Origin of the sequence: Flavobacterium qiangtangense (genome assembly GCF_042658345.1) — a bacterium.
Classification (GTDB): Bacteria; Bacteroidota; Bacteroidia; order Flavobacteriales; family Flavobacteriaceae; genus Flavobacterium; species Flavobacterium qiangtangense.
In genome coordinates this window covers 246,761-271,653 of sequence record NZ_JBHSQB010000009.1, presented here as the reverse complement: position 1 = coordinate 271,653, position 24,893 = coordinate 246,761, and the positions used below count along the sequence as shown (strand labels likewise).

The 24,893-nt window shown below is 36.0% G+C and carries 28 protein-coding genes; 1 reads left to right on the top strand and 27 read right to left on the bottom strand.

What is annotated here, in order from left to right; all coding sequences use genetic code 11:
- Positions 1-3: 3 nt before the first annotated feature.
- From lolB2 to flxA, 25 genes are all read right to left on the bottom strand, one after another.
- Positions 4-639, bottom strand: a complete 636-nt coding sequence (lolB2, locus tag ACFPVY_RS13070) for a flexirubin biosynthesis protein LolB2 (RefSeq protein WP_379792540.1) — start codon at positions 637-639, stop codon at positions 4-6.
- Entirely contained in the window at positions 605-1,228 is a 624-nt protein-coding gene (lolA2, locus tag ACFPVY_RS13065; protein WP_379792539.1) for a flexirubin biosynthesis/transport protein LolA2, read from the bottom strand. The genes lolB2 and lolA2 overlap by 35 nt, the downstream gene beginning before the upstream one ends.
- Positions 1,218-1,991, bottom strand: a complete 774-nt coding sequence (locus ACFPVY_RS13060) for a polysaccharide deacetylase family protein (protein ID WP_379792538.1) — start codon at positions 1,989-1,991, stop codon at positions 1,218-1,220. The genes lolA2 and ACFPVY_RS13060 overlap by 11 nt, the downstream gene beginning before the upstream one ends.
- Positions 1,985-3,049 carry a beta-ketoacyl synthase N-terminal-like domain-containing protein gene (locus tag ACFPVY_RS13055; protein ID WP_379792537.1) on the bottom strand — a complete coding sequence of 355 codons (1,065 nt, stop codon included), beginning with the start codon at positions 3,047-3,049 and terminating at the stop codon, positions 1,985-1,987. The genes ACFPVY_RS13060 and ACFPVY_RS13055 overlap by 7 nt, the downstream gene beginning before the upstream one ends.
- Positions 3,050-4,243 (bottom strand): beta-ketoacyl-[acyl-carrier-protein] synthase family protein, encoded by a 1,194-nt coding sequence (locus ACFPVY_RS13050; protein ID WP_379792536.1) that lies wholly within the window; start codon positions 4,241-4,243, stop codon positions 3,050-3,052.
- Between the two features lie 3 nt (positions 4,244-4,246).
- On the bottom strand, positions 4,247-4,504 hold the full coding sequence (locus ACFPVY_RS13045) for a phosphopantetheine-binding protein (protein WP_379792535.1): 258 nt from the start codon (positions 4,502-4,504) through the stop codon (positions 4,247-4,249).
- Between the two features lie 2 nt (positions 4,505-4,506).
- Positions 4,507-5,130 (bottom strand): 3-oxoacyl-ACP synthase, encoded by a 624-nt coding sequence (locus ACFPVY_RS13040; protein ID WP_379792534.1) that lies wholly within the window; start codon positions 5,128-5,130, stop codon positions 4,507-4,509.
- Complete coding sequence (locus tag ACFPVY_RS13035; protein WP_379792533.1) at positions 5,131-6,297, bottom strand: beta-ketoacyl-[acyl-carrier-protein] synthase family protein; 1,167 nt, start codon at positions 6,295-6,297, stop codon at positions 5,131-5,133.
- A 118-nt stretch (positions 6,298-6,415) separates the two neighbouring features.
- Positions 6,416-6,865 carry an acyl-CoA thioesterase gene (locus ACFPVY_RS13030; RefSeq protein ID WP_379792532.1) on the bottom strand — a complete coding sequence of 150 codons (450 nt, stop codon included), beginning with the start codon at positions 6,863-6,865 and terminating at the stop codon, positions 6,416-6,418.
- On the bottom strand, positions 6,840-8,102 hold the full coding sequence (locus tag ACFPVY_RS13025) for an ABC transporter permease (protein WP_379792531.1): 1,263 nt from the start codon (positions 8,100-8,102) through the stop codon (positions 6,840-6,842). Before ACFPVY_RS13025 ends, ACFPVY_RS13030 begins: the two co-directional genes overlap by 26 nt.
- Positions 8,095-8,850: an ABC transporter ATP-binding protein gene (locus tag ACFPVY_RS13020; RefSeq protein ID WP_379792530.1), complete on the bottom strand. Its 756-nt coding sequence runs from the start codon at positions 8,848-8,850 to the stop codon at positions 8,095-8,097. Before ACFPVY_RS13020 ends, ACFPVY_RS13025 begins: the two co-directional genes overlap by 8 nt.
- Positions 8,850-9,845 (bottom strand): BtrH-related acyltransferase DarH, encoded by a 996-nt coding sequence (darH, locus tag ACFPVY_RS13015; protein WP_379792529.1) that lies wholly within the window; start codon positions 9,843-9,845, stop codon positions 8,850-8,852. The genes ACFPVY_RS13020 and darH overlap by 1 nt, the downstream gene beginning before the upstream one ends.
- Positions 9,845-10,249: a flexirubin biosynthesis protein DarG gene (DarG, locus tag ACFPVY_RS13010; RefSeq protein WP_379792528.1), complete on the bottom strand. Its 405-nt coding sequence runs from the start codon at positions 10,247-10,249 to the stop codon at positions 9,845-9,847. Before DarG ends, darH begins: the two co-directional genes overlap by 1 nt.
- Positions 10,221-10,700, bottom strand: coding sequence for a hotdog family protein (locus ACFPVY_RS13005; RefSeq protein WP_379792527.1), 480 nt, complete (start codon positions 10,698-10,700; stop codon positions 10,221-10,223). Before ACFPVY_RS13005 ends, DarG begins: the two co-directional genes overlap by 29 nt.
- On the bottom strand, positions 10,701-11,126 hold the full coding sequence (locus tag ACFPVY_RS13000; protein WP_379792526.1) for a hotdog family protein: 426 nt from the start codon (positions 11,124-11,126) through the stop codon (positions 10,701-10,703). It lies immediately after the preceding gene.
- A 6-nt stretch (positions 11,127-11,132) separates the two neighbouring features.
- A complete protein-coding gene (darB, locus tag ACFPVY_RS12995; RefSeq protein WP_379792525.1) occupies positions 11,133-12,266 on the bottom strand; it encodes a dialkylresorcinol biosynthesis protein DarB in 1,134 nt (377 codons plus the stop codon).
- 23 nt (positions 12,267-12,289) lie between these two features.
- Entirely contained in the window at positions 12,290-13,192 is a 903-nt protein-coding gene (locus tag ACFPVY_RS12990; RefSeq protein WP_379792524.1) for a dialkylrecorsinol condensing enzyme DarA, read from the bottom strand.
- Between the two features lie 53 nt (positions 13,193-13,245).
- On the bottom strand, positions 13,246-14,901 hold the full coding sequence (locus ACFPVY_RS12985; RefSeq protein ID WP_379792523.1) for a phytoene desaturase family protein: 1,656 nt from the start codon (positions 14,899-14,901) through the stop codon (positions 13,246-13,248).
- 115 nt (positions 14,902-15,016) lie between these two features.
- Positions 15,017-15,781, bottom strand: a complete 765-nt coding sequence (locus ACFPVY_RS12980; RefSeq protein WP_379792522.1) for a hypothetical protein — start codon at positions 15,779-15,781, stop codon at positions 15,017-15,019.
- Between the two features lie 148 nt (positions 15,782-15,929).
- Entirely contained in the window at positions 15,930-16,817 is an 888-nt protein-coding gene (locus ACFPVY_RS12975; protein ID WP_379792521.1) for an LpxL/LpxP family acyltransferase, read from the bottom strand.
- Positions 16,818-17,149: 332 nt separating this feature from the next.
- Positions 17,150-17,398: an acyl carrier protein gene (locus ACFPVY_RS12970; protein ID WP_379792520.1), complete on the bottom strand. Its 249-nt coding sequence runs from the start codon at positions 17,396-17,398 to the stop codon at positions 17,150-17,152.
- Between the two features lie 9 nt (positions 17,399-17,407).
- Positions 17,408-18,628 (bottom strand): beta-ketoacyl-[acyl-carrier-protein] synthase family protein, encoded by a 1,221-nt coding sequence (locus ACFPVY_RS12965; RefSeq protein WP_379792519.1) that lies wholly within the window; start codon positions 18,626-18,628, stop codon positions 17,408-17,410.
- Positions 18,629-18,646: 18 nt separating this feature from the next.
- Complete coding sequence (gene flxB / locus ACFPVY_RS12960; RefSeq protein WP_379792518.1) at positions 18,647-19,378, bottom strand: flexirubin biosynthesis SDR family reductase FlxB; 732 nt, start codon at positions 19,376-19,378, stop codon at positions 18,647-18,649.
- Positions 19,379-19,396: 18 nt separating this feature from the next.
- On the bottom strand, positions 19,397-20,509 hold the full coding sequence (locus ACFPVY_RS12955) for a WG repeat-containing protein (RefSeq protein WP_379792517.1): 1,113 nt from the start codon (positions 20,507-20,509) through the stop codon (positions 19,397-19,399).
- Positions 20,510-20,522: 13 nt separating this feature from the next.
- A complete protein-coding gene (flxA, locus tag ACFPVY_RS12950; protein WP_379792516.1) occupies positions 20,523-22,043 on the bottom strand; it encodes a flexirubin biosynthesis tyrosine ammonia-lyase FlxA in 1,521 nt (506 codons plus the stop codon).
- Positions 22,044-22,169: 126 nt separating this feature from the next.
- On the opposite strand from flxA, the gene ACFPVY_RS12945 reads away from it, so the two are divergent.
- Positions 22,170-23,408, top strand: a complete 1,239-nt coding sequence (locus ACFPVY_RS12945) for an NAD(P)/FAD-dependent oxidoreductase (protein ID WP_379792515.1) — start codon at positions 22,170-22,172, stop codon at positions 23,406-23,408.
- 26 nt (positions 23,409-23,434) lie between these two features.
- On the opposite strand, the gene ACFPVY_RS12940 is transcribed toward ACFPVY_RS12945, so the two are convergent.
- Positions 23,435-24,043: a hypothetical protein gene (locus ACFPVY_RS12940; protein ID WP_379792514.1), complete on the bottom strand. Its 609-nt coding sequence runs from the start codon at positions 24,041-24,043 to the stop codon at positions 23,435-23,437.
- Positions 24,044-24,096: 53 nt separating this feature from the next.
- The gene (locus ACFPVY_RS12935) at positions 24,097-24,687 is read right to left on the bottom strand and encodes a hypothetical protein (RefSeq protein ID WP_379792513.1); all 591 of its coding nucleotides are present in this window, start codon (positions 24,685-24,687) and stop codon (positions 24,097-24,099) included.
- Positions 24,688-24,893 lie beyond the last annotated feature (206 nt).

Here is a 24,893-nt window from a genome sequence, read left to right as displayed (position 1 = left end):
AGTTTAGTTTTTCAAATAATTAAGTTCAATTCTTAATTTAATGTTTTTGTGGTCAATTATTATTTTATCAGCTAAAGTATTATTTTCTGACAAATATTCAATACTTATTTTCTCTTTTGATTTTGTGGAATGCACTAATTTTTCGAGTTTTAAAGATTTTTTCCCTACAAATAAAAAATTGATTCGATTATTTTCAAGGGATTTCAAAACCGTAAAATTTTCATTTTCAAATTGCTCTTCGACAACAAATTCCTTTTTAAGCAAAAGCGTAAAATCGCGTTTCAGCATATTCAAGATGATTTTTCGGTCCAATTCTTCCAAAATAAAATTGACTTTGAACTCGTTTCCGGAGATTTCAAAATCGAATAATTTATTTCCAAATTCTGTCGTGAAAACGATTCGGTGAGTGGTATCGTTGATTTTTTTGGCTATAAAAATGCCTCCGAAATCTCGCGCATAAACTGAAATACTTGATTTATAAACGTAATCGATAGATTTATCTAAGAAGTATGGCGCCGTAAATATTTCCGAAGAAACGGCAGTTTTGTCAAAATCCTTCACCGTTTTTACCGCGCAAGAGTTCGATAAAACCAACAGAAAAAAGCTAATTATTAAAAACGGAATCGTCGATTTTTGCATTGATTGATTTGTTTTTAAAGACGATTTTTGTGAAGTCGTTCGAAGATTCTATCATTTTCACTTGAGAAACGGTGTTGCTCGATTTGTCAAAATAAAGTTCCATCTGCTTGATATATTTCTTTAAAGTCGCATCTTTTGGAAGCAATTTAGTGATATTGAAATCCTTTGTTTTGAAATATGAAATCGCAAATTCTTTGTCATCAAACATATTTCCGTTTACGCTTCCCACGATTAATTTGTTCAATTTATCAAACATCTTATTGTTGTCAATGTTGCTTTTTTTGCCAGCGTCATTGATGTAAATCTTGTTGTTTTTAAAAACAATACTGTATTTGTATGGCTTCAAATATTCCCATTGGAGCGACCCCGGAGCTTTAAAATTCATCTTCCCAGACGTTTCAATATCTTTTTCAAGGAAGTCTAAATGTTTGTATTGCGTAAAATCTGTAGTCAATGTTTTGGTGCTTTTTGCCGTGGAATTTACCGCACTTTTAAAGCTGGAAATCTCGCTTTCAGACATTTTCTGTTCTTGCGAAAAGCCAGCAATCGAGCATAAAAAAAGTATTGCAGTTAACATTTTAATTTTCATAAGCAGGAATTTTCAGAAGCTGTTCTACCGTAACCGCTTCATAATTATTTTCTTGTAAAAATACCAATAATTGTTCCAAAACCCGCACCGATTTTAAAGAAGTGTCGTGCAATAAAATAATCGAGCCCGGAGAAATTCTGGATTTTATACGTTTTAAAATCTTCTTTTCTGATTTAATTTTGGTGTCTAAAGATCGAACGTTCCAGCCAATAACATAGTGTTTTGATAACTTTAAAGCTTTTGCAATATTTGGATTTGTAACTCCAAACGGCGGGCGATAATAGTTTGGCTTTTTGCCTAAAAACTTGGCGATTGAAATATCCGTGGAAGCAATTTCTTCCATCATTTTTTCCTTAGAAAACAGCCCGATTTTCTTGGAATGTGTAAAGGAATGATTTCCGACCAAATGTCCTTCCGCGATAATTCTGTCAAAGATTTCAGGATATTTTTCAATTTCTTGTCCGATGCAAAAAAAGGTAGCTTTAATATTATTTTTCTTTAAAATATCCAAAACTTCTGGCGTAATTAAAGTGGGTCCGTCGTCAAAAGTTATGGCGACTTTCCTTTCGGAAGTAAAACTCCTGGAACGTGCTTTCAAGTGATAGTTCATACGAATCAACCCCGAACCAGCGACTGCAATCAATAACCAAAACAAAAAAACCAGCACAAAATAGTACCATTTTATTTCTATGTAAAAACTTAAAACCGACAATAGAAATAAAACCGCAAGCAAGAAAAAAGTATTGCTTTTATGTGTTAGCATTGCTTTAAAAGTATAAAACTGTGATCTTTCCCCAAATATTGATTGTATAATAAAACGTTTTTGTAATCGCGTTTTTCAACAGAATTCATCCGAATAATTTCTGGAATTTCTTGCAATTTCAAAATTTTTGAAGCTACATAAAATCCGAAGGAAGAAGCCGTGTGATAATCGCCAGACAAGTGTTTGTAATACACTTGTGGCGTATTTTTAAAGAGATTTTCAGAAATATCGTCGTAATAGTTATCGAAATTTATGTCTCCATTAATTCCTAAAATAACTGCGTCAATATCATTTATTTCTAAGGAATTCTCAGTTAAAAAATCCTTTATTTGGTTTTCAATTTGATTTGGCTCTAAAGTATTTACAACAGAAATCGAAGCAATTTCTGCATAAGAATTCTCGGTTTTTTTATTTTCCAAAACAAAAAAAGAAGCGCCTTCTCCGGCAACGTGTCCTTTTGTTTTTTTATCTAAAATGGAAATGTTTCTCTCGTCGTCACTTTTTATGACTTTAGCAATCTTGAAAAACTGCGTTGTAAAATCAGCCGATTCGTCAATTCCTCCAACCAAAATCGTTTCTGATTCATCCAATTCCAATTGCATTTTCGCGTCAAGCAAAGCTGATTCAAAGGAAATTCCGCCGTTTACATACGTAAAATTATAGGCTTTGCATTGCAAACCAAGCGCGATTTGACCGCCAACAGTGTTGTGGGTCGATTGAATAAAAGACGTTGGCGTCAAAAATTCTTCCTTATTATCAATAATGGATTTCAAGAATTTTTCAGAATCTTCGATACAACCCAAACCCGTTCCGGTAATGATGGCGTCAAGATTTGAAACGTTCGCATCTTTCATCGCCATCGCCGAAGCCACAATTCCATTTTTCACGCCTTTTGCCATTCTTCGGCTTGCGCCAGGCGAAATATAATCTTTGTAAACCGGTTCTTTTGCGGTTAAAACGTTCTGATTTTTTTCAATTTCAGCTTCCTCCAAAAAGACAGAATCAAAAGTCTTTTGGCAAGAAATACATCCCAAACCATTGATATATACTTTTTTCATTTAGCTTTTTGAGAAGATTACGGTTGAACAATTTCCTCCAAAACCGAATGAATTGGACAACACATTTTCGATGTTTTTTTCTTTCAATTCAGTCACAGGAACCAAATTTAATTCCTCCATTTTTGTCTTAAAATTCAAGTTTGGAAAAATGATGTTTTTTTGCAAGGCCAAAATACTGTAAACCGCTTCAATCGCCGCAGCTGCCGCCAAAGTGTGTCCAGTGAACGGTTTTGTAGAGCTAAAATCGGGAACATTTTGACCAAAAATATTTTGAATCGCTCTTCCTTCTGACAAATCATTATTTTGAGTTGCCGTTCCGTGAGCGTTGATATAATCTATGTTTTCAGGTTTTAGATTGGCGATTTTAAGTGCTTTTTCCATTGCCAAATAAGCGCCTTCGCCATTTTCTGAAGAAGCCGTTTGGTGAAAAGCATCGTTGGCATTTCCATAACCAGCAACGTACGCCAATACTTTTTTGCCTTCTTTTTGAACAATTTCATCCGATTCTAAAACCAAATAAGCGGCCGCTTCGCCAAGATTTAAACCTTTTCGGTCGTTGTCAAATGGCGTGTTAAAAGTGTCTGACAAAATCATCAGCGTCTTAAAACCGTTGATGGTGAATTTTGCCAAAGCGTCTGTTCCGCCAACAATCACGCGGTCTAATTTCTTAGATTTAATCAATCTTGCGCCAAGCATAATCGCATTGGCAGACGACGAACACGCCGTGCTTATGGTCGTCACGATTCCTTCCAAACCTAAATTATCCGCAATTTTATGCGAAGAATCTCCGGCATCATTGGTCAAAATATAACGGCGATTTTCTTCATTTTCAATGAAATCATAGAAAAAGCGCTCGGTCATATCCATGCCACCAACGCTTGTGGCAGAAATTAATCCGGTTTTATGTTCGTTGATATTTTCGATTCCGGCATTTTTTACGGCTTGTTTTGCAGCAAAAAGTCCGAGCAAAGACGTTCTCGAAAAATTATTATCTTCAGGCAAATCTAGCAGTTGCGACAACTCAAGATTGGTCATTTTTATCTCGCCCACTTTAATCGCATTCTCGTGATTTGTATCTATATTTTCAATAGTCGAAATCCCAGAAGTCGCGTTCAGCAAGGCATTAAGATTTTCTTCCACAGAATTTCCTATAGCAGAAATAATTCCCATTCCGGTTATGGCAACTTTGCTCATCTGTTATTTTGTTCTGTGTTCAGTGATGTAAGACGCCATTGAATTAATCGATTGAAAAATCGCTTTTCCTTCTTTTGGGTCCAATAATTTGATTCCATAATCTTTGTCAAGCATCACAATCAGCTCCAAAGCGTCGATAGAATCTAGGCCTAATCCGTCGCCAAAAAGCGCATCCGTATCTTGAATTTCATCCACATTCACATCTTCAAGATTCAAAAGATTGATGATTTTTTCTTTTAGCTCTAATTTTAATGCTTCCATAATTATTTTTTATATAAATTTTCTAAGTTTTCTTTTGTGTTTTCTAAAGTTTCGCCCAAATTTTCGTTGGAAACAAGATACATAAATACCTCGTAATCTTCTTTATATAATTCTGTCCAAGCACAAAGCACTTTTTCAGATTTTTCTGTTTTCAACAAAATATTGGCGTAATTTGCCATAAATTCTGAATTAAACGTGTCAAATATAAAGAAACAATTTTCACTTTTTAGCTGATTCTTGATGCTAATTTCGCCCATGCAGATATTTGCAAGTGTGTAAACAAAAACCGCCGGACTCGGAAAATACTCCTTTTTATCAGAAATCGATTCTTGGTATTTAAAATCGGTATCCAAACTTGATGATTTATTGGCAAAAAGCAAGGCAATATCGTTCTCGATTTCAGGGTTTATTTTTCCTTTGAAAATTAATTCAGAAGCCAGAAAAGCTATTTTGCTTAAACTGTCCATTTTGAAGAACTTTGGATATGAAATCTCAAAATGTTTGTAAGCTTCTTTTGCAAATTCTGGAAACGCCAAATCATCTGATTCGAAGATTTTTTCTCCGTTCAGCCAAATTGCATTTTTTTCAATTTTGCAATACGATTGTATGTAGGTTTTGCTTTCCATCTAAATTTTTTCAAAGATAACCGCTGTGTTGCAACCGCCAAAACCCGAAGCTGTTTTCAAGAAACAACTGATTTCAGCATCTTTATTTTCGGTAATGACATTTATTTTTTCGGAAGTTCCTGGATTTTCAAAACCTAACGATTTGTACAATCTATTTCGTTTTAAAGACTCAATTCCGATGACGGTTTCCAATAATCCGGAAGCTCCCAAAGTGTGGCCGTAATAACCTTTCAAACTATTTATTGGAACATTTTGTAAATCCAATCGTGAAAAAGCAATCGATTCCATTTCATCATTATATATAGTTGCGGTTCCGTGGGCGGAAATAAATTGGATTTCTGAACTCTTGATTTTGGCTTCTTTCAAAGCGCTTTCGATACTTCTAAAAAGTCCTTCGCCCGTTCGTGACGGACCAGAAATGTGATTCGCATCGTTAATTGCGCCATCGCCACTGATTTTCATAGCGTCTTTTTTTACTTGATTTTTATCAGAAGTAATATAAACTGACGCAGTTGCTTCGCCTAAATTTAGTCCGTTTCTTGATTCGTCGTAAGGTTTGCACGGCTTGTCGCTCAAAGCTTGAAAAGAGGTAAATCCTGAAAATACAAATTCTGAAAATTCATCGCCGGCAATTACATAAGCATCGTCATAAATTTCGGCTTGAATTAATCTTTTTGCCGTTGCAACAGCCAAAATTCCCGAAACGCAGGCGTTTGAAACTACAATTGGTTCTGTTTTAAAATCAAAGAAATCGGCTATTGTTTTTGCTAAATTTTGGAGATATACTTTTTCTGAAATTTCTTCGGAAGATGTATTTAATTCTGAAATATTTCCTTTTGTGGTGGAAAGAATTAGCGCTGTTTTTTCGGTTGGATTTCTTTGAATAATTGGTTTCAAAGCTAAAATTAGCATTTTTTCTAACTTCGTAAAACCTTCAACTTCGCTTATTTTTTTGAAAGCTATTTCTAATTCAGAATCATTTATGATTGCTCCTAAAAAAGTGTTTTGGGAGAATTTTTCATTGTTGTGTTCTAAAATTCCTGAAATGCCTTTTTCAATATTTTGCATGTTAGTTTCCACATCAAAACCCAGTGGCGTGATGCAGTTTGTTGCTGTTATGTAGGTTTCTCTTGGCATTGCTTGGTACTGGCGTTTCTCGAAATTCAAATGGTTTCTCCTCTAACCCCGATGGGCGGCAGTAGCCTTTTTCTGCGGGGTTCGCAGGAAAAGCTACTGCAGACAGCGGGAAAATGGATTCTCCAAATGCCTGAACTTTCGTTTCAAATTATTTTAATAGTCCCACTTTTCGTTTCCATTCTTCATAAAATGGCGGGATATTTAGTGACAGATTTCCTTCGGCATCGACAAAAACCTGAACGGTTTCGCCGGTGCAAGCGAGCTGGTTATCGCTGTCAAAAATTTTAAATCTGTATATTATTTTGGCGGCCGGCGTGTCAATTATCGAGGTTTCGATTCGGATGACGTCGCCATATTTTAATGTCAATTTGTGTTCGCAACTTGATTTTACGATGGGCGTTGTGTAACCTGATTTGTGAATATCGAGGTATGAAATGCCGTGTTTTCTGCCAAAAGCTTCGCGTCCGTCTTCAAAATAAGTGATATAATAGCCGTGCCACACGATTCCCAGCGGGTCGGTTTCATTGAATCTGATTCTGATTTCTTCAGAAACGGTCAGATATTCGGCTTCGTTATACTGCTCTTTTTTTCTCATCATAAAATAGTGAAATCAATATCATTGCGATAAAAAACAGGAATAAATAACTGATTTCTGGAACGATATCGAGGAATGTTGCGTTTCTTAAAATGACGTCATAAAACGCGTTAAGTCCCCAATTCATTGGAGAAATTCCGGCGATGACTTGCATAATTTTTGGCATTGCAAAAACAGGAACCCAAACGCCACCAACTGCTGCTAAAATAACTACCGAAGTGGCTCCGAATGGCGCTGATTGTTCTTGCGTTTTGGCGATTGTGCCTAATAAAATTCCGAATCCGATGGCTGCGAAACCTGCAAAAAGTGCGACAATGCTCATCAGTCCTAAAATGCCTTCGACTTGTAAAGCGGGCAAATTAATTTGTGGAAATAAGTAAACACCGACGGCTACCATCAGGTAAAATTGCACCATGCAAATGACCAAAAAAGTGATTGTTTTTCCGGCGATTACCGTAAAATAAGAAACCGGATTGGTTCGCAAACGAATCATTGTTCCTTGGTTTTTTTCTTTTACAATGTTGATAGACAGCGGAATTACGATAAAAAATATCGCAAAAAGTGTCCAAGCCGGAACGTTGTGCTGTGTTGAATTTGGGATAATTTCTTTATCGCCTTTTTTGGGCGTAATTTCTTTAAAAGTGATAAAATTTTCTTGCTGGAATGCGGTTTCGTCTTCGCCCAATTGTTCTTGAAAAGCGCTGTAAATCGATTTGGTTTCAATTTGAGAAATCATTTTGTCGATAGAACTTTTTACGGCATTTTTAAATGTGGATTGTACCGCCGGGTCAAAATAAAGTTTGACTTCTTTAGCGTCAATTTTCTGGTCTGAAGAAACATCTGTAGAATCTGTCATTCCAAATTCTGAAACTATTTTGTTGACATTTTGGTTTACTTTTAATTGTAAATCCGTGGATAACTTTGTCGGAATTACGATGGCAAGTTGGTATTTTCCTTTGAGAACTAAGTCTTTTGCTTCGTTTTCATTTGGTTTAGAAATCACTTCAAAGGAATTGCTTTCTTCCAAATTTTTTCGGATGACTTTTGAAACTTCGCCGTTGTCATTATCCACAATCAAAATTGGAATTTTTGAGTCGTTTACCGTTTTAAAAGTGCTGTCTTGAATCAACGTAATCGTGATTATCAATACCAACGGCATCACGAAAAGTATGACCAATCCGCCCAAATCTCGTTTGAGCAATAACACTTCTTTTTTTATGGAACTCCAGAGTTTATACATTGTCGCGAAGTTCTTTTCCGATTAATGAAATAAAAACGTCTTCTAAATTATGTGCGTTTTCTGTCTCTGAAATTAAGTTTTCAGGTGTTCCTTCAGCAAAGATTTTTCCGGCGTCGATAATTGCAATTTGGGTACAAAAATCTTGCGCTTCAATCAAATGGTGCGAAGTATAAATTATCGTCGTTCCTTCAGAATTTAACTTTTTTAGATAGTCAATAATCACGTTTTTCGATTGAACGTCAACGCCAACGGTCGGTTCATCTAAAAATAAAACGGTCGGTTTATGAAGAATTCCTGCGATGAGATTTACTCTGCGTTTCATGCCGCCAGAATACGTATCGATTTTTTTATCGGCAAATTTTAAAAGCCCAAGATAATCAAGACTTTCGACCACTTTTTCTTTTAAATCATTGCCTTTCAAGCCATACATTGCACCGAAATATTCCAAGTTTTCTCTTGCGGTTAATGTTGGATATAATGCGTATTCTTGAGGCACAACCCCTATTATTTTCTTGATATTTTTAGAATCGTTTTTATACGAAAGTCCGTTTATATAAAATTCTCCCGAAGTTGGCTTTATCAATCCGCAAAGCATTGAAATTAAAGTGGTTTTTCCCGCTCCATTCGGACCTAATAATCCAAAAATTTCGCCTTTCTTGACATCCAAAGACAGCTTATCTACAGAGAAAATATCGGCATCTCTGTATTGTTTTGAAAGGGATTTTATCTGGATAATCGGGCTTTCCATTAGATTGCCTTTTTAAGTTTTTTGAAGAAAATTTCTTCGCGATTGGCGATGTCTAATAAATTGTCTGCCAACATATTATACACATCATTTTGAGCACTCCTGTTTTTGTAAACTCGTGACGCTTGGACGGCAAAATCTCTCCATAAATCACCGATTTCAGTCATTTCGGTAGCTAATTTTCGCAATTCTTCATTCTTTAATCGAACAGAAGCTTCTTGCAAAAACGCAGCGTAAATAAAACGGAAACCACCGCCCCCAGTTCCAATTTCTTCCTGCATTCTCACGAGTTGCGCGAGGTAATGATTTGCTTTTTTATTGCCATGTTTGACAGGCCATTTTCTGATTTGTCTTGAAACAAATTTGATTCCTTTTACTCCAACAATTGGAATCGGAGCCAGCATATTTCGGCACGTATCTTTTATCGCTGTAATAATTGCTTTTTCGTAATTAATTTCCACCGGAATATGAATCGGATAATACATCTGACCTCTTGGAGCAAACGCGCCTTTGGCAAAGCGAACCTTGTTCAATTCATCTTCAGAAAGTGTGGTTACGTGTTCCATAACCGGGTCTGAAATCAGATATTGACCATCGTTTTTTCCGTAAACCACCAAATTATGCGCATTGAAATGAAAGCGATATTCATCTGGGAAATAAGTCAGATTGTAAACTCCGACTTGCAAACCTGTGGGAATATTATTTTTTAGATTTTCTTCCAAAGCTTTGTTGGCACTGGCTTCCGAAGAAAATTTTATTCTTTTAATTTTGATTCCAAGACGTTTTGCAAGCTTATTGAAAATCATTCCTGGCAATGGTCTGTAACTCACAACTGGCGCGTGATTCACCTTTATAAACGGAAGATACACGAAAAAAAGTCCCGAACCGATACCAAAAACCATCGGCTCACTGATATTTATTCCTTTGTCTTTCAAAAGATTAGAAGCCACGCCGTTTTCACAATGTGCGGACTGATGATGTTTAAAATCCAGTTGCATTAGTCTATTTTAAAATTTTTTAAATCATCTGTTGAAATCCCAAAAGCGTCGGCATATTTTTGAAGCAATTTTTCGTTTAAGCTCCTGAAAACGTTCGGTTTAAAATGTCTTTTAACTTGCCAAACCCACTTCCCGACATAACTTGCCAGAATACCTTCGTCCATTCGATGCAATTCCATAAAATATAAAATCGGGCTTGCTTCTCCTTTTAAAACTTGATTTTTTGCGTCTTCAATTCGTTCATTTATCAATTGCATTGAATTGTCAAGCGCGATTGTTTTTGGTTCCCAACCTTCGCTTAAAGCTGTGGTATAGTTGCCGTTTTCGTCAACCGCATAACACAATTCCTTCATATTAATGGAAGAAAGATTGCTTTTATCTTGTGGCACTTCCTCCTTTTTCATCTGCTTTTTCCTTTATGAATAAATTAATTTCGCATTCCATCAAAAAATCTTCGCCACAAAAAGTCTCGCATTTCATTGTGCAAGTCGTGTACATTTCGGTAACAAAACTGGCAATCAGAGTAGCAATCGTTTCAATTTTTTCGCCTGCTTTTGGCAACGAATATACTTTTAAAGTCTTAATCGAACTGATAAATCCGATGACGTCTTTTTTATCTTTATTTTCTAAATCGGCCTTGTCAAAATAAGATTGTGCGACAATTGACGAACACGTCTGCGCGGCGTTTTCAATCAACCCGACTTCTGCGAAATAGCCATTTTCTACAAATATATTTTCGGGCAAAATTTCAAAAGTCGTCTTTACTTTTTCTTTATTTAATTCCAGTATTAAATCGACCATAAGCATCGGTTTTCGATGTGGAAGAAAATGCTGTATGTCGATTGTCGCGCTCATTTATTTAGCCAAAACAGTTTTCATTTGCCCAAAAGCAATTTCTTTATCATTCAATTTGGTTGAAATATCCACCAAAGTTATTCCCATAAATTCTTGAAGAATTTTAACTTCAGTCACAATTTTATCGTTGATTTTCGGAATTTCATGGATTACAATTTCCTTAATCGAACCGATGTAACCTGTTGGCGCCTGTTCCTTTTTTAGAAAAAAATTATAGCCCGTATGCAAAGCCACCGATTGCGCCATGTGCTCAATTAATCCAGCTTCGGCAAAACTTCCGTTGTCTGCAAAAATATTATCTTCCTTAATCGTAAAACCAGAAGTCAGCGCGGTTTCTTCGTACGAAAAAAGGCTATCTACCATCACAAAAGGAAACTTTTGAGGCAACAATTCTTCGACTTTATTTTTCTCTAAAATAGGTTCCATAAAAATTTAGCAAACAGTTAAACAAGCGTGAGCATAAGAAAAACGGCCACTTTCTGGAACTATCAATAGGATTTTTTCTCCTTTTTTTAATTTGCCAGAATTCATCAATTCTTCAACCATCAAATAAATCGAAGCCGAACCCACGTTTCCAACGCGCGACAAATTCATAAACCATTTTTCTTTTGGAAAATCCATACCGCGTGAAATCATCGCATTGTAAAATTTATCTACAAAATAATTCGACGACACGTGAGGCAAGAAATGGTCAAAATCTGACGGATTCATTTTATGTTTTTCCAAGGTTGTTTGGATACAATCCGAACCTTTTTTCAAAATATATTTGTCTAATTCTTTCACATCTTGCTTGATGGAAAAAACCGATTCGTTCAGCCATTCTTCCGAAGAATAATCGCTCCAAGGCTTGATTTCTCCGTTTTCTAATTTGTCTCCGCCGGCATACATACACGCTTCCAATTCGAAGGCAAACGAGTACGATTCCATCCAATCAATTCGAAGTGAAATGTCTCCTTTTGGTTGGTTTTCCAATAAAAAAGCACCCGCTCCGTCAGAAAGCATCCAACGAAGAAAGTCTTTTTTGAAGGCAATAACTGGCTGTTCTTGCAATTTCTGAAGATTGACAACTTCATTATTATATTTATCGGCTTTCAGCCAAGACGAAACGCGCTCAGAACCTGTGCAGATTGCGTTTTTTGTGTTTCCAGATTTTATAGAAAGGAAACCATATTTCAGCGAATTCATTCCCGCACAGCAAACTCCTGACGAAGAATTCAGTTCCACCGAATGATTTTTCATCAATCCGTGCACCATCACCGCATGCGACGGAAGCAGATTATCAGGCGTGGAAGTCCCGCAAGAAAGCAATTCTACATCTTTTTTTGTAAAACTTTCATCATACAATTCTTCGATGGCGCGGTTGGTCAAATCGGCATTCGTGTGCGTGATCTTTCCGGTTTCATCAATGGCGTAATAGCGTGATTGAATTCCGTTGTTTCTTAAAATCAGCCGTCTCGCCTTCGATGCGGTGTCATTTACTTTTCCCAGGTAATTTTCCATTTCGTCATTTGAAATGGGTTCATTAGGCAAATATTTTCCGGATTTTGTGATATATACTTCAAACATAGCGTTTTGCGATAATTCAAGTGTCAGACACTTTGATAATATTTAATGGCGTTTTTCCTTTTTTTGAACGTAAAAGGGTAAGTTAACACGTGCAAGATATAGACAATTGGTGAGATTACCCAAATTGCGAGGAATAAATACACATAAAAAACCTTGAGCCAAGAACTTCTTGTATTTTTTCTAGATTTTATGAATTTTGACCATTTGCTGAAGATAAAATTTCCTTTTTTATCAACGTTCACAAGATACGGACTCACATAAACTCCGTTGTTTTGTACCAATTTTTCTTGGAGATTTTCAAGATTATTTTTGTCTAAACTTTCGTTGATGATTTTCCCAAATTTATCAGCTTCATCAATATCTTTTTGAGAAACTCCCGGCAATGGAAAAATTCCCAAATATTTCTTTTTTACGCCCGAAAACATCCAATCCACAATCGTGATTACGCTGATTAAATTTCCCGCTCTGTCAATGAATGCGAGGTTTCCTTTTAAATCGGCGTTGTTTGCTTTCAATAATTTTTTGACTTTTTCTTGTGCCAAAGCCCACATGTTTCGGCAAGCGATAATTGTTACAACTGGTGTATTTTCAAGGAGTTTTTTAGCTTCTGGAGATTTCAAAAATGAGTTCGCCGGAATCGATGGCGTCAAATACCAAACTTGATACGAAAACAAAATCAAGTCATATTTTTTGTTCAGAATTTCTTCTGGAACAGGCTTTAAATCGGTTGGAATCTGAAGGAAAGATTCAGGGAAAACGTCAAAAAAAGTATCTTTATTCCAAGGAAAAGGAAACGGCTTTACGGGTTCTATCGTATGAAATGAAACGTCAATATCTGGATTTTCAAGAAGCGGTTTCGCAATATTTCTAGCAATTTCGCTCAATTGTCCGGATTGCGAATAATGAATGACGAGAACATTTTTCATTAATTGGGATTTTGTTTTAAAGCAAATATAAAAACAACAACAGTTATTTGATGTTAATTAATTTTTATTTCCTTGAAAGTCCTGATTTTATCTTCCCTTTTTCTATGGATGAATTCGTCCCAAGTCGATGGGTCTTCCGCATCATAAATCGTTATTTTTTGACCTTCATCTTTTACCAATAAATCATCAAAAGGAATGTTCAAAATCTTGGAAGCCGTTGCAATTCCTGAATACGTCGCGCCAGTAACTCCGTGCGATAAAGTGCTTGCGCCACACAAGAAAAGATTTTCGATTTCAGTTTTATTTTTATAAGCAAAAGGTCCAATTTGGCGGAGCGTTTTTTCGGTTCCGTATACATTTCCTCTTGTGGATTTTATATAAAATTGGTTGGTTTTTGGCGTTCCCAATTCGGCTTGAACCACATGATTTTTGGCTTCTGGAATAATTTTTTCGATGCTGTTCATAAACTTCTCGATGATTCGCTTTTTAAACGCTTCGTATTCTGGCGAATGATACTCTTCTGAATTATTAAAATCTTTAAAACTGTCATAATCCACATACGTCACGACTTCAAAATTGTGATATCTTCCGTTGAAACTCACCGGGTCTTTCATCGTTGTGCAACTAAAAAAGAAAGCCGGAAATTCGTCACCTTCCAAAATATTTCCTTTGGTCAAGGTTTCAAAATGACCGTCAATATCTTCTGATTTATATTTCCAAATATTACCAGAATCAATTCCTGCTTTGGAAACATCCATATCTAAAGTCAGAAATAAAATCAGCGAAGTCACTGAATATTTGGTGTTTTCTAATTTCTTCGCAAGGCTTTTGCTGATGTTTTCTTTTCCAATGAATTTAACATAAGTCGTTGATGGGTCGGCATTTGAAATAATATTTTTGGCCAAGATTTTTGTTCCGTCAGCCAATTGGATTCCGTAGGCTTTTTTATTTTCTACCAATATTTTTTCCACGGATTGTTGCGTTCTCACCACGCCGTTGTAGCTTTTTATTTTTGTGGTCATTGCTTTTACGATACCACTTCCGCCACCCATTGGGTAAAATCCGCCGTCAAAATAATGATTCATCACCGAACAATGCACCGGAAAACTCGCCCGACTTGGTGGCAAACCGTGGTCGCCACATTGCGCGTTCAAAACTGCCTTTAATTCTGGGTCTTTGATGTGCCAATCAATCACTCGTTTTAAGTTGAAAAGTGCAAATTTCCCAAAATGTTTCATCGTGTAAGGAACAATCAGATGTTGCCAAAAACCTTTTAATTTCGGAATCATTTGCAACTGTTCGTTGACTTTTTTTATCAGGAAAAGATATTCTTTGATGTTTTTTTCTTCCTTCGGAAAATGGAGAATTAAGCTAGATTCTAAGTTTTCAATTCCTGCTGGGAAGTCATATTTTTTGTCTCCGATAAGGCAATGGTCATAACTTTCTTTTTTCATCCGAAAGAAAATAATGTCGTTTGCCACGCCCAAACCTTTGTACAAATCATTGGTCGATTGCCCTTCGTCCAAAAGTCCGATATAGTGAACTCCGGGGCTGAAACGCTGGCCGTTCAGCGTGAAACTGTGGCACCAACCGCCAGGAACGGAATGTTGTTCCAAAACCAAAACTTTCTGTCCCGCTCGCGCCAAACACAAAGCTGTGGCCAATCCGCCAGCTCCAGAACCTATAATTATTGAATCAAATTCTTCCATTTTTCTGGCTTTTTCTACCGCAGATTCTTATTGTTTATGTGTATAGTTTCTTCAGGTAAAAATCAAAAAATGCATTATTCCTACCGATATTAAATTCCGTTTGGCCACTAACGTTTCAATTCTTTAGCATTTGTGCAAATACCAAATTATTCCATTCCATCCAAGTTTTATCGTTGCCTAAAATTATTTTGACAGGATTTTCATTGTTATTACTGAAATGTTCTAATCCTTTTACCAATTCTCGTTCATTTACATAAAATAATATTGCATAATCAACTGTGAAGATACTAAATGTAAAGTTGCTCGATTGAAAAGCCATAAAATATCCTCTTATCTTGCTTTTCGGTTTAATTAGAATATTATGGTAAAGAGGGTAAAACTCTAAATTAATTTCCATGAGTTCTTTGTGAGTATCCGTCAAATTAGCATCTAAAAATAGTCTGAGTTCTTCCTCGATTTCTTTTGATAATTTGAAGGCTCCAAATTCGTAAATTTCACAAACGGATAATCGCCAAATTATCGAATAAACAAATAGTTTATAAAGCGATGGATTAAGTTCTTCACAGATTAAGTAATCTTGTCCGAATAAATTATCTAATTTGTATTTTCTTTTAGAACTCTGAATATTTCCTAAATCTCTAAAAACTCCTGCAAAATATGTTTCAATTTTTTCTAAGCGCTTTTCGCATTGAGCGCAAAGTAGATTGTCTTCTTTGGGTGTATCTTGTTCCTTTCTAACTTTTCCTAGTTTATTTACTATTATTGCATGTTTAGGCTGTATATCTTCATAGAGGCCTTTCCCCATAAATTTCGGAATAATGTGAGAGTTACTTTTATCAGCTTTTCTACTTACACAAAGTTTACAATTTTTATCCATCATGTTCAGAAATGTTAGGTAACTAAGGAATGTTCGAAATCGTTGAAATTTGGTTTCTTCTGTCTCTTTACACCGCAGATTTTAAGATTTATTTTCCAATTATTATTTCAAGATTAACAAATCAAAAAATCTGCGAATCTGTGGTGATTTTTTATTTTTTATCCGGAAACTGGTCCCAAAAATCAAAATAATTAAACCATTGCAACGGATATTTTTTCAGCATCGATTCGACGCTTTTGATGTATGTTTTCAGTAGTTCACGGTCGTTTCTGTGCGTGACTTCGGCGACTCTTGCGTATAAATGATAATGCAGTTTTGGCTCTTTCATTACATAAACGAAAACCACCGGAACTTTTAATCTTGATGCAATCAAAAACGGTCCGGCTGGGAAATTTGCCTCTTCGCCCAGGAAAGTTTCTTTGATGCTTTTTGTTCCTTCAATATATCGGTCGCCTGTGAAACAAACGAGTTCGTTTTTTGCAAGCGCAGTATTTATTTCAAAAATATGGGACAAATCATCTTTAACGATAATGAATTTGGCATTTGTTTTTTGTGAAACACTTTCCAGATATTCTTTGATAGCGCGATGTTCGGTATCTGAAGTGACGACATTTATTTCGAGGTCAAAATCAATGTCGTTGAAAAAATATTCGTTGATTTCAAAGTTTCCGATGTGGGCGCTGATTAAAACGCCACCTTTTTTTTCGGCTAAAAGTTTTTGCAAGGTTTCGATTCCGTCGAATTCGTAAGTGAATTTTTCACGCATTCCGGAAGCGATTGCTGTTTTGTCAATCAAGGTTTGGCCGAAAGCAAAATAGTTTTTGAAGACCATTTTTCTGGCTTTCAAATTGGAGTACCCAAGTCTTTTTTGGAAATAATAAAACATCACCCTATTGCTCTTTTTGAGGAAAAGAAAATAATAGGTGGCAACGAAATATAATATAAAATAGGCGACTCTCACGCCGAAAGTCTTGATTAAGAACACGAATATTTGGTAACCTAAAACGCCTCCTTTGGATTTACCATCCCATTTGCTCATTTGAAATTATTTATTTGCCACTAATTACACGAATTTACACGAATTATTTTTTTGGTGGCTTTGAACAGTTATTAAAATTTATAGATTCTGAGAATATTTCCAAATTTGTTTTTGCAACAAATGACAATAATACTAAAAAAACCTGTTATGTTTTTTGCGAAACGTAACAGGTTCTGTGAGCGTACAAAAGTTTAAAAAAGGCCTATTGTTTGTTTTATATCCCCGACAGAAGCGGCATCCTTTTCTTCCCGATTTTTTTCGGGAGAAAAGATATAGCGGATGGCGGGAAAATGGTTTAAAAAACGCCTATTGCTTGGATTCTAAAAAAAATGCTATTTGTTCTTAATTTTGTTTTGTATCAAATCATAAAAATTTTCGAAAGTTGAAATTCCGACGAAATCTGCTTCACCCAATTTTACTCCGAAATTCGATTCCACAGTCACAACAAGGTCAACATAATCAAGACTATCAAGGCCTAACGTGTCTTTTAAAACGGCGTCTGGCTCGATGGTTTCAATGTCAACTTCGAATTCGTCTGAAAGGAATCCGTTTATTTTTTCGATAATATCTGCTTTGTTCATCTGCTGGGGTTATATCTTTTTTACGATTAATGCGGAATTTGTGCCTCCAAATCCGAAAGAATTGGACAAAAATATATTAATTTCTTTATTAATCGTATTTTTAGCAATATTTAATTTTTCTGAGTTTTCATCTGGTGTTTCGAGATTGATGTTTGGCGCGATGAAATTGTTTTGCATCATCAAAATTGAATAAATGACTTCGCTTGCGCCGGCCATCCAGCATTCGTGGCCTGTCATTGATTTTGTGGAACTTACATAAGGATTGCTTTCGCCAAAAATTTCAAAAATTGCCTTCGCTTCATTTTCATCGCCAACCGGCGTGGAAGTCGCGTGAGCGTTGATGTAATCTACGTCTGACGCTTTTATTCCAGCTTGGTCAAGTGCTTTTTGCATCGCTTTTGAAGGACCTTCAACATTTGGCGTTGAAATATGGTCGCCGTTGGAAGAAAATCCGTAGCCGATGATTTCTGCCAAAATCGGAGCGCCACGTTTTACCGCAGATTCATAACTTTCTAAAATCAAAGTTGCGCCGCCGCCACTTGGAATCAGGCCGTTTCTAGACGAATCAAAAGGTCTTGAAGCTTTTGCCGGTTCGGCTTCATCTGGAGAAAAAACGCCTAATCCGTCGAAACTGCTCATCGCATATTTGTTTATTTCTTGAGCGCCACCGCAAATTATGGTGTCTTGCAATCCGCTTTTTATCAAATAATAACCCATTCCGATGGAATGCGAACCGCTGGCACACGCCGCGCTGACGGTCAAATTGATTCCTTTTAATCTGAAAATGGTAGATAAATTCATGGTTACCGTAGAATTCATCGACTTAAAAATAGCTCCAGAACCGATTAATGCTGTATCTTTTTTTTCTCGAACTATGTCTGTGGCTTCGATGATTGCTTTTGAAACGCTGTCGTTTCCGTAAAGAATTCCGACTTCATTGTTATCCAAGAAATTGTCATCGATTTTGGCTTGTTCCAAAGCTTGAATTGTCGCCATATAAGCGTATTCGGTTTCTTCGCCGATGCTGATTCTCTGTCTTCTGTTTAGCAGATTTTTTAAGTCTGGTTTTGGAACAATTCCGGTTAAGGCCGAACGAAATCCGAATTCTTTTCGTTCTTCGTCATAACCAATTCCTGATTTTCCTTCATATAAAGATTGCTTCACTTCGTCTAGCGATGTCCCGATGCAGGAATGAATTCCCATTCCCGTGATAACTACTCTTCTCTCCATTTTCTTTACTGTGAACGTTTAAGAATAAATTCCTCCGTTGATATTGATGATTTCTCCCGTGATGTAACTCGCCTTTTTAGACACCAAAAAGCTAACCAAATCAGCCACTTCTTCGGCTTCGCCAAAACGATTTACAGGAACTAATTTCACCAATTCTTTTTCATCTAATTGACTCGTCATATCAGATTTTATAAAACCAGGTGCCACAGCATTTACCGTGATATTTCTTTTAGCAACTTCTTGTGCCAAGGCTTTTGTAACGGCAACCAAAGCGCCTTTTGCAGCAGAATAATTGGTTTGTCCGGGCGTACCTTTTACTCCAGAAACCGAAGCTAAATTCACGATTCTGCCATATTTGTTTCGAAGCATTTTTTGGATAAAAAAGTTCGTCACGTTATAGAATCCGTTTAAGCTGGTGTTGATTACTTGCGACCAATCGTCGTGGTTCATCCACATAAAAAGTCCGTCGCGCGTGATTCCGGCATTGTTCACGATGGTTTCAACAATCGCTTCTGGATTTGCATCTTGCCATTGTGTTAGCGTAGTTTTCACTTCTTCGGCATCAGCCACATTAAATTTGATGATTTCTCCCGTATTTCCGGCTTCGATTACTTTCTTCAAAGTTTCTTCGGCCGCATCTTTATTAGATTGGTAGTTAATCAGAATGTGATAATCGGTGTCGATTGCCAATTTTTGACAAATCGCACTTCCAATTCCTCTTGAACCGCCTGTTACTAATGCACACTTCATATATTTTCTGTAAAATTTTTATTTTTGGAATGGTTCTGCGTTTTCAAACCATTGTTTTCCTAAAACGGTTCCGTCTGGTTTTAAGAATCCCCATTTGCTTTCGTTTTTCACTCTTGCCAATCCGTTGATGAAGCCTTTTTGCTCGTCTTTGAAAAGTGCAAAAACGCCACCAGCCGTGATTCCGTATTGCGTTGGAATTACGATTTTTCCAGATTCGTTGATAAATCCCCAATTTTTTTCTTTGATTGGAGCCAAACCTTCAGCACTGAAAATTTCGGCATCTTTAAATTGAGGCTCAATTACAATCGCACCTTTCATATTAATGTAACCCCATTTGCTTCCGACATAAACCGGAGCGAGGTTTTTTGAGAATGACCTTGCTTTATCGAATTTTGGTTCGATTGCCCAATTTCCTTTTAAGTCGATGAAACCAATTTTTCCTGCTTTTTTAGCGTAAGTCAAATCTTGCGAATGAAAATCCCAGATTTTTTCAACTCCGTCAATGGCTTTGAATTTTCCTGCGATTACTAATCCGAAAGCAGAACCGTTTTTTGCCCAAGTTGTATTTTTAAAGTAGTTTCCGACTTCGTCATAAATTATTTCTACGACAACTTTTCCGGTTTTATCAATAATTCCCCAACGGTCGTTATTTTTTACTCTGGCGTATCCATCTTCAAATGGTTTTATCATATCGTATTTTGGTTCTAAAATCACGTTCATTTTTGGACCAATCAACCCTACTTTTTTATTTTGGCGGAAAAATGCAACGCCTTCCTCAAAATCAAATAATTTATCAGTTTCAGGCGCTTTTTGAACTTCACCTTTTTTATTGATGTAAACCCATTTTTTGTCTTTTGAAACCATACAAATACCGCTGTTAAAATATTTTGCATCGTCAAAAGTGGGAGGAATTGCCCAATCGCCTTTTGGATTTATGAAGCCCCATTTTCCGTTTTCTTCTGCGGCAGCTAGTCCGTCAGAAAAGTTTTTTGCAGTTTTAAATTTTGGCTGGATTGCAAAATCTCCTTTTTGAGAAATGTATCCAAATTTTCCGTCTTTTCGAACCAAAGCCAATTCTTGCGCATTTGAAATTTGCACAAAAACCAATAATAAGAAGAATAATTTTTTCATAATAAGCTAATTATTAATTATTTATCAAATAATCTTTTACTTTTTGAACAAAAGGATACATCACTTGATCTTCCTTAAATTCAGGAATTATGACGCGAATTTCATCGTATAATTTTCTTGTTGCCGAAGAAATTTCGTTTTTACACCCTAAATAATCTATCGCTTGAACAATTGTAATCAACTCAATGGCAAGCACTTCAAAAGCGTTTTCAATCACTTTCCCGGTGATGACAGCCGCATTTGTTCCCATACTCACAATGTCTTGATTGTCATTGTTGTTTGGAATACTGTGAACATACATTGAGTTGGAAAGCATCTGATTTTCAGCCGTTGTGGAAGTTGCCGTAAACTGAACACCTTGCATTCCGAAGTTAAAACCTAGCGTTCCCAAGTTGACAAATGGAGGAAGAATCTCATTGATTTTTGAATTCAAAAGATAATTCAACTGTCTTTCTGCCAACATCGTAAGCTTTGTAATTACTAATTTCAGCTTGTCCATTTCAAGGGAAATATAATCTCCATGGAAATTGCCTCCGTGGTAAACGTGCTTGTTTTTTACGTCAATAATTGGATTATCATTGGCAGAGTTGATTTCGTTTTCTAAAATTTCTCCTACATTATTTATAGTATCCAAAACCGGACCTAAAATCTGAGGTACGCAACGAAGCGAATAATATTCTTGGACTTTTTCGGTAAAAACTGTTTCTGTATTTTCTCCTGTATATAAATGGTCGGCTCTTTTTCGAACCAATTTGCTGTCAGAAAGATGGTTTCTCATGCGTTCGGCAACATCTTGCTGTCCTTTATGAAGTTTGGTATTGTTCAATTCTGAAGACAAATGATCGTCATACGCTTTTACAATTTCATTAATTGCGCACGAAAATTGAAGCGACCAATCGAGCAATTTTTCTGCATGGTAATGATTCACAATCCCAATTCCGGTCATGACCGAAGTTCCATTCATCAAGGCAAGACCTTCGCGGATTTCCACTTGAATTGGCTGTAAATTTTCGATTTCAAAAACTTCTTTTGTCGCTCGTCTTTCACCTTTGTAAAAAACTTCGCCTTCGCCAATTAATGTCAAAGCCAAATGCGCCAATTGCACTAAATCTCCGCTCGCTCCAACGCCTCCGTGTTCAAAAATCAACGGCGTGATGTCGCGATTGATAAATTCTTTCATCAAATGAATTACCGAAGGATGAACGCCAGAATTGCCCAAAGAAAGCGTGTTCAAACGAGCCAAAATTGCTGCTTTTACAAACGTTTTGTTAAGTGGTTTTCCCGTTCCAGAAGAATGGCTTCTGATTAAATTATATTGAAGTTGGATTCTGTCTTCGTCCTTGATTCTATATTGCGCCATTGGTCCAAAGCCAGTGTTTACGCCATAAATAATCTTGTTTTCCGAAAATTCTTTTAGGAAATCGAAACTTTCAATCACTCTTTTCAAAACAGCGTCGCTTACATTGACTTCGTTTTTTTTGAAAATGACAGACTTAAATTCCTCCAGACTTAAAAATTCATTAATTACATTCATTAATTCAAGTTTATAGCGCTAATTTGATAAGCGTTATTTTATTTTTATATTGAAATATTGTTGCTAATTTTACAGAGCAAATGTAAGATTTATTAAGATAATTTTAAGGTTTTAAAAAACTAAAGTATGTTAAAGGAAAATGTGGACGTTTTGATCATTGGTGCCGGACCTTCAGGGTGCGTTGCTGCTGGATATTTGCATAAAAATAATGCTTCTATTAAAGTGGTTGAAAAATCGCTGTTCCCTAGATTTGTTATTGGAGAGAGTCTGATTCCCAGATCAATGGAACATTATGAAGAAGCTGGTTTATTAGATTCTCTAAAAGAAAAAAACTTCGAAAAAAAATTTGGAGCACGATTTATCCGTGGCGAAGAAGTTTGTCTTTTTGATTTTTCTGATAAATTTTCTGAAGGTTGGGATTGGACTTGGCAAGTTCCAAGAGCCGATTTTGACAATACTTTAGCGCAAGAAATTGTAAGAAAAGGCGTTGACGTGGAATTTGAGACCGAAGTTTTAGACGTAAAATTTGAAGGTACAAATTCAAAAACGCTCGTAAAAGACAAAGATGGAAACCTAAAAGAAATTTCAGCAAAATTCATTATTGACTCCAGCGGTTATGGCCGTGTTTTGCCAAGGATTTTAAAGTTAGATGCACCGTCTTCTATTCCTGAAAACTCTTCAATGTTTGCGCACGTGAAAGATGTGAACAGACCCGAAGGTCGCGAAGGAACGTTGATTTCTTTTGATATTTTGGAAACAAAAGTGTGGCTTTGGGTGATTCCTTTTTCGGATGGAAATACAAGTATTGGAGTTGTCGGACCAACGAGTTACATCAATTCACTTTCAGAAGATAAAACAGAAGCTTTAAAATCCGTCATTCAAAAATCTGATTTTTACAGAGACCGTTTTGAAGGCGTAGACTTTCTTTTTGAACCGCATAAAATTGAAAATTATTCGTGTTCTGTGACGCAACTTTGCGGGCCAGGATTTACTTTGACCGGAAATAGTTCTGAATTCTTAGATCCCGTTTTTTCTTCCGGCGTTTGTTTTGCAACAGAATCCGGAATGCTTTCTGCAAAATTATTTTTGAGAGAATTAAACGGTGAAAAAGTGGATTGGGACAAAGAATACACCGAATATATGCGTCGCGGTGTCAATGTTTTTGCGACTTATGTCAAAGAATGGTACACCGGAAACTTGCAGACTTTATTTTTTCACAGACCAGAAAATCCGGATGTAAAACGAAAAATCTGCGCAGTTTTGGCAGGATATGTTTGGGACGAAGAAAATCCGTTTGTGAAAAAACACGATAATGTGATTCGAAATATGGCTCACATTTTAAATAACGAAAAAAGCGCCCAATAAGGCGCTTTTTTTGTTTTCTGAGAATCTTATTTGAATGCTTTCTTCACTATTTCTTTTCCTAAAGATTTTGCTGACTTTGCAAAACCTTCACCAATTCTTGATTCATTGCTGAAGTTATTTCCCCACTGGTCACCTGGCGCTTCTTCGCTTGTGATTTCTAAAAGAACGTTGCTTCTGTTTGAAGTTTCTACGAATCTGTAATTTAATGAAACTTTAGCATGTTGTTTCATAATTGCTGCGTCCCAACCTGGGTAAATCCAAGCTACGTCAACAATAAGTGTATATTTTGCGCTTTTCAAGTCTTCTTGAATCGTCACATCTTTTTCGTTTCCATAAGTCTTATTTAACAACTCCAGAAATTTCGGATTCCAAATTGCTTCGCGACTGGTCTTCCATTTTTTCTTCCACACATCGCCATTTCCTTTACTTTTTTCATTTAAATCAGCTGTTCTCTGCGAAACATATTGTTCTTCAGACAAATTTTCTTTCAAAAGCTTGAGGTTATCATAATTGAACTCCACGTTTAATTCTTTTTGCCCATTTAAAAATTTGTAATCGCCTTTCACGACTTTCATTTTTTGAGCCATTGTCAACGCAGAAACCATCAACAATGCAATAAGCGTAATTTTTTTCATAAATAAATGTTTTTAGTGGTTGATTTTATGGTGCAAGTATAGTAAAAATATAATTACAAAAATCGTTTGAGTTGCATCGCCATATTTTTTGCCAGTTTTTCATAAGCGCCAGCAATTCTGTAGCCTTGATCAAAGTCAAAAGTTCCAGGTTCCAAACCGATCGAACGTTTAAAATCCACAATTAAAAGTATGTTCTGCGGATTTGCTGTTTCAAAAATCGTAATTACAGCGCTGATCTTTGCTGGTTCTTTTCCTGCGCCAACGTTATATCCAGGATAAATCCAAATTGTTTTTATGTTCATCGTAAATTTAGCATCACCATTTTTTGACGCCGTGATTTCTCCATTTTCAAACCTTTTATTTATATACTCTATAAATTTCGGCTCATATTTATTTTCACGGTCAGAATACCAATTTTCTTTAAATTTTTGCGCCTCGCCTTCTTTTTTTTCGCGCTTCTCCATCTTTTCTTTTAAATAAGCCTCCTCAGTTTCGAAGCCATGAACTTGTAAATCTTTATAGTCGAAAACGACATTATATCGCGAAATACCTTTTAGATTTTTAAAATCCCCAGATATAACTTTCAATTGCGAGAATCCAAAAATTGGAGTTAATACAAACAAAAATAGTATCAGTTTTTTCATATTCGAGAATTTAAATCTCCCACAAGGAACGCATTTTTCTGGTAAATTTTATCATATACGCAGTTTAACCATATTTTGATTGTCATATGAAAAATTTTCAGTGACCTTTTATCTCCCTTGATACAAAATATATAAATTTTAATTTTTGAATATAAAAAAATAAGGGTTAAAACGTTATTAAGATATATTTTTTATAATTTTGCCCC

Bases quoted from the DNA above. Each gene is read 5' to 3' on its own strand.
- ACFPVY_RS12970 (WP_379792520.1), bottom strand. From the start codon at position 17,398: ATGAACAAAGCAGATATTATCGAAAAAATAAACGGATTCCTTTCAGAC.
- ACFPVY_RS13060 (WP_379792538.1), bottom strand. From the start codon at position 1,991: ATGCTAACACATAAAAGCAATACTTTTTTCTTGCTTGCGGTTTTATTT.
- ACFPVY_RS13020 (WP_379792530.1), bottom strand. From the start codon at position 8,850: ATGGAAAGCCCGATTATCCAGATAAAATCCCTTTCAAAACAATACAGA.
- flxB (WP_379792518.1), bottom strand. From the start codon at position 19,378: ATGAAGTGTGCATTAGTAACAGGCGGTTCAAGAGGAATTGGAAGTGCG.
- ACFPVY_RS13045 (WP_379792535.1), bottom strand. From the start codon at position 4,504: ATGGAAGCATTAAAATTAGAGCTAAAAGAAAAAATCATCAATCTTTTG.
- ACFPVY_RS12990 (WP_379792524.1), bottom strand. From the start codon at position 13,192: ATGAAAAATGTTCTCGTCATTCATTATTCGCAATCCGGACAATTGAGC.
- ACFPVY_RS13025 (WP_379792531.1), bottom strand. From the start codon at position 8,102: ATGTATAAACTCTGGAGTTCCATAAAAAAAGAAGTGTTATTGCTCAAA.
- ACFPVY_RS12965 (WP_379792519.1), bottom strand. From the start codon at position 18,628: ATGGAGAGAAGAGTAGTTATCACGGGAATGGGAATTCATTCCTGCATC.
- ACFPVY_RS12945 (WP_379792515.1), top strand. From the start codon at position 22,170: ATGTTAAAGGAAAATGTGGACGTTTTGATCATTGGTGCCGGACCTTCA.
- ACFPVY_RS13055 (WP_379792537.1), bottom strand. From the start codon at position 3,049: ATGAAAAAAGTATATATCAATGGTTTGGGATGTATTTCTTGCCAAAAG.
- ACFPVY_RS13000 (WP_379792526.1), bottom strand. From the start codon at position 11,126: ATGGAACCTATTTTAGAGAAAAATAAAGTCGAAGAATTGTTGCCTCAA.
- ACFPVY_RS13030 (WP_379792532.1), bottom strand. From the start codon at position 6,865: ATGATGAGAAAAAAAGAGCAGTATAACGAAGCCGAATATCTGACCGTT.
- ACFPVY_RS13050 (WP_379792536.1), bottom strand. From the start codon at position 4,243: ATGAGCAAAGTTGCCATAACCGGAATGGGAATTATTTCTGCTATAGGA.
- darH (WP_379792529.1), bottom strand. From the start codon at position 9,845: ATGCAACTGGATTTTAAACATCATCAGTCCGCACATTGTGAAAACGGC.
- ACFPVY_RS12985 (WP_379792523.1), bottom strand. From the start codon at position 14,901: ATGGAAGAATTTGATTCAATAATTATAGGTTCTGGAGCTGGCGGATTG.
- darB (WP_379792525.1), bottom strand. From the start codon at position 12,266: ATGTTTGAAGTATATATCACAAAATCCGGAAAATATTTGCCTAATGAA.
- ACFPVY_RS13040 (WP_379792534.1), bottom strand. From the start codon at position 5,130: ATGGAAAGCAAAACCTACATACAATCGTATTGCAAAATTGAAAAAAAT.
- ACFPVY_RS12975 (WP_379792521.1), bottom strand. From the start codon at position 16,817: ATGAGCAAATGGGATGGTAAATCCAAAGGAGGCGTTTTAGGTTACCAA.
- ACFPVY_RS13005 (WP_379792527.1), bottom strand. From the start codon at position 10,700: ATGAGCGCGACAATCGACATACAGCATTTTCTTCCACATCGAAAACCG.
- ACFPVY_RS12980 (WP_379792522.1), bottom strand. From the start codon at position 15,781: ATGATGGATAAAAATTGTAAACTTTGTGTAAGTAGAAAAGCTGATAAA.
- ACFPVY_RS12955 (WP_379792517.1), bottom strand. From the start codon at position 20,509: ATGAAAAAATTATTCTTCTTATTATTGGTTTTTGTGCAAATTTCAAAT.
- DarG (WP_379792528.1), bottom strand. From the start codon at position 10,249: ATGAAAAAGGAGGAAGTGCCACAAGATAAAAGCAATCTTTCTTCCATT.
- flxA (WP_379792516.1), bottom strand. From the start codon at position 22,043: ATGAATGTAATTAATGAATTTTTAAGTCTGGAGGAATTTAAGTCTGTC.
- ACFPVY_RS12940 (WP_379792514.1), bottom strand. From the start codon at position 24,043: ATGAAAAAAATTACGCTTATTGCATTGTTGATGGTTTCTGCGTTGACA.
- lolA2 (WP_379792539.1), bottom strand. From the start codon at position 1,228: ATGAAAATTAAAATGTTAACTGCAATACTTTTTTTATGCTCGATTGCT.
- ACFPVY_RS12935 (WP_379792513.1), bottom strand. From the start codon at position 24,687: ATGAAAAAACTGATACTATTTTTGTTTGTATTAACTCCAATTTTTGGA.
- lolB2 (WP_379792540.1), bottom strand. From the start codon at position 639: ATGCAAAAATCGACGATTCCGTTTTTAATAATTAGCTTTTTTCTGTTG.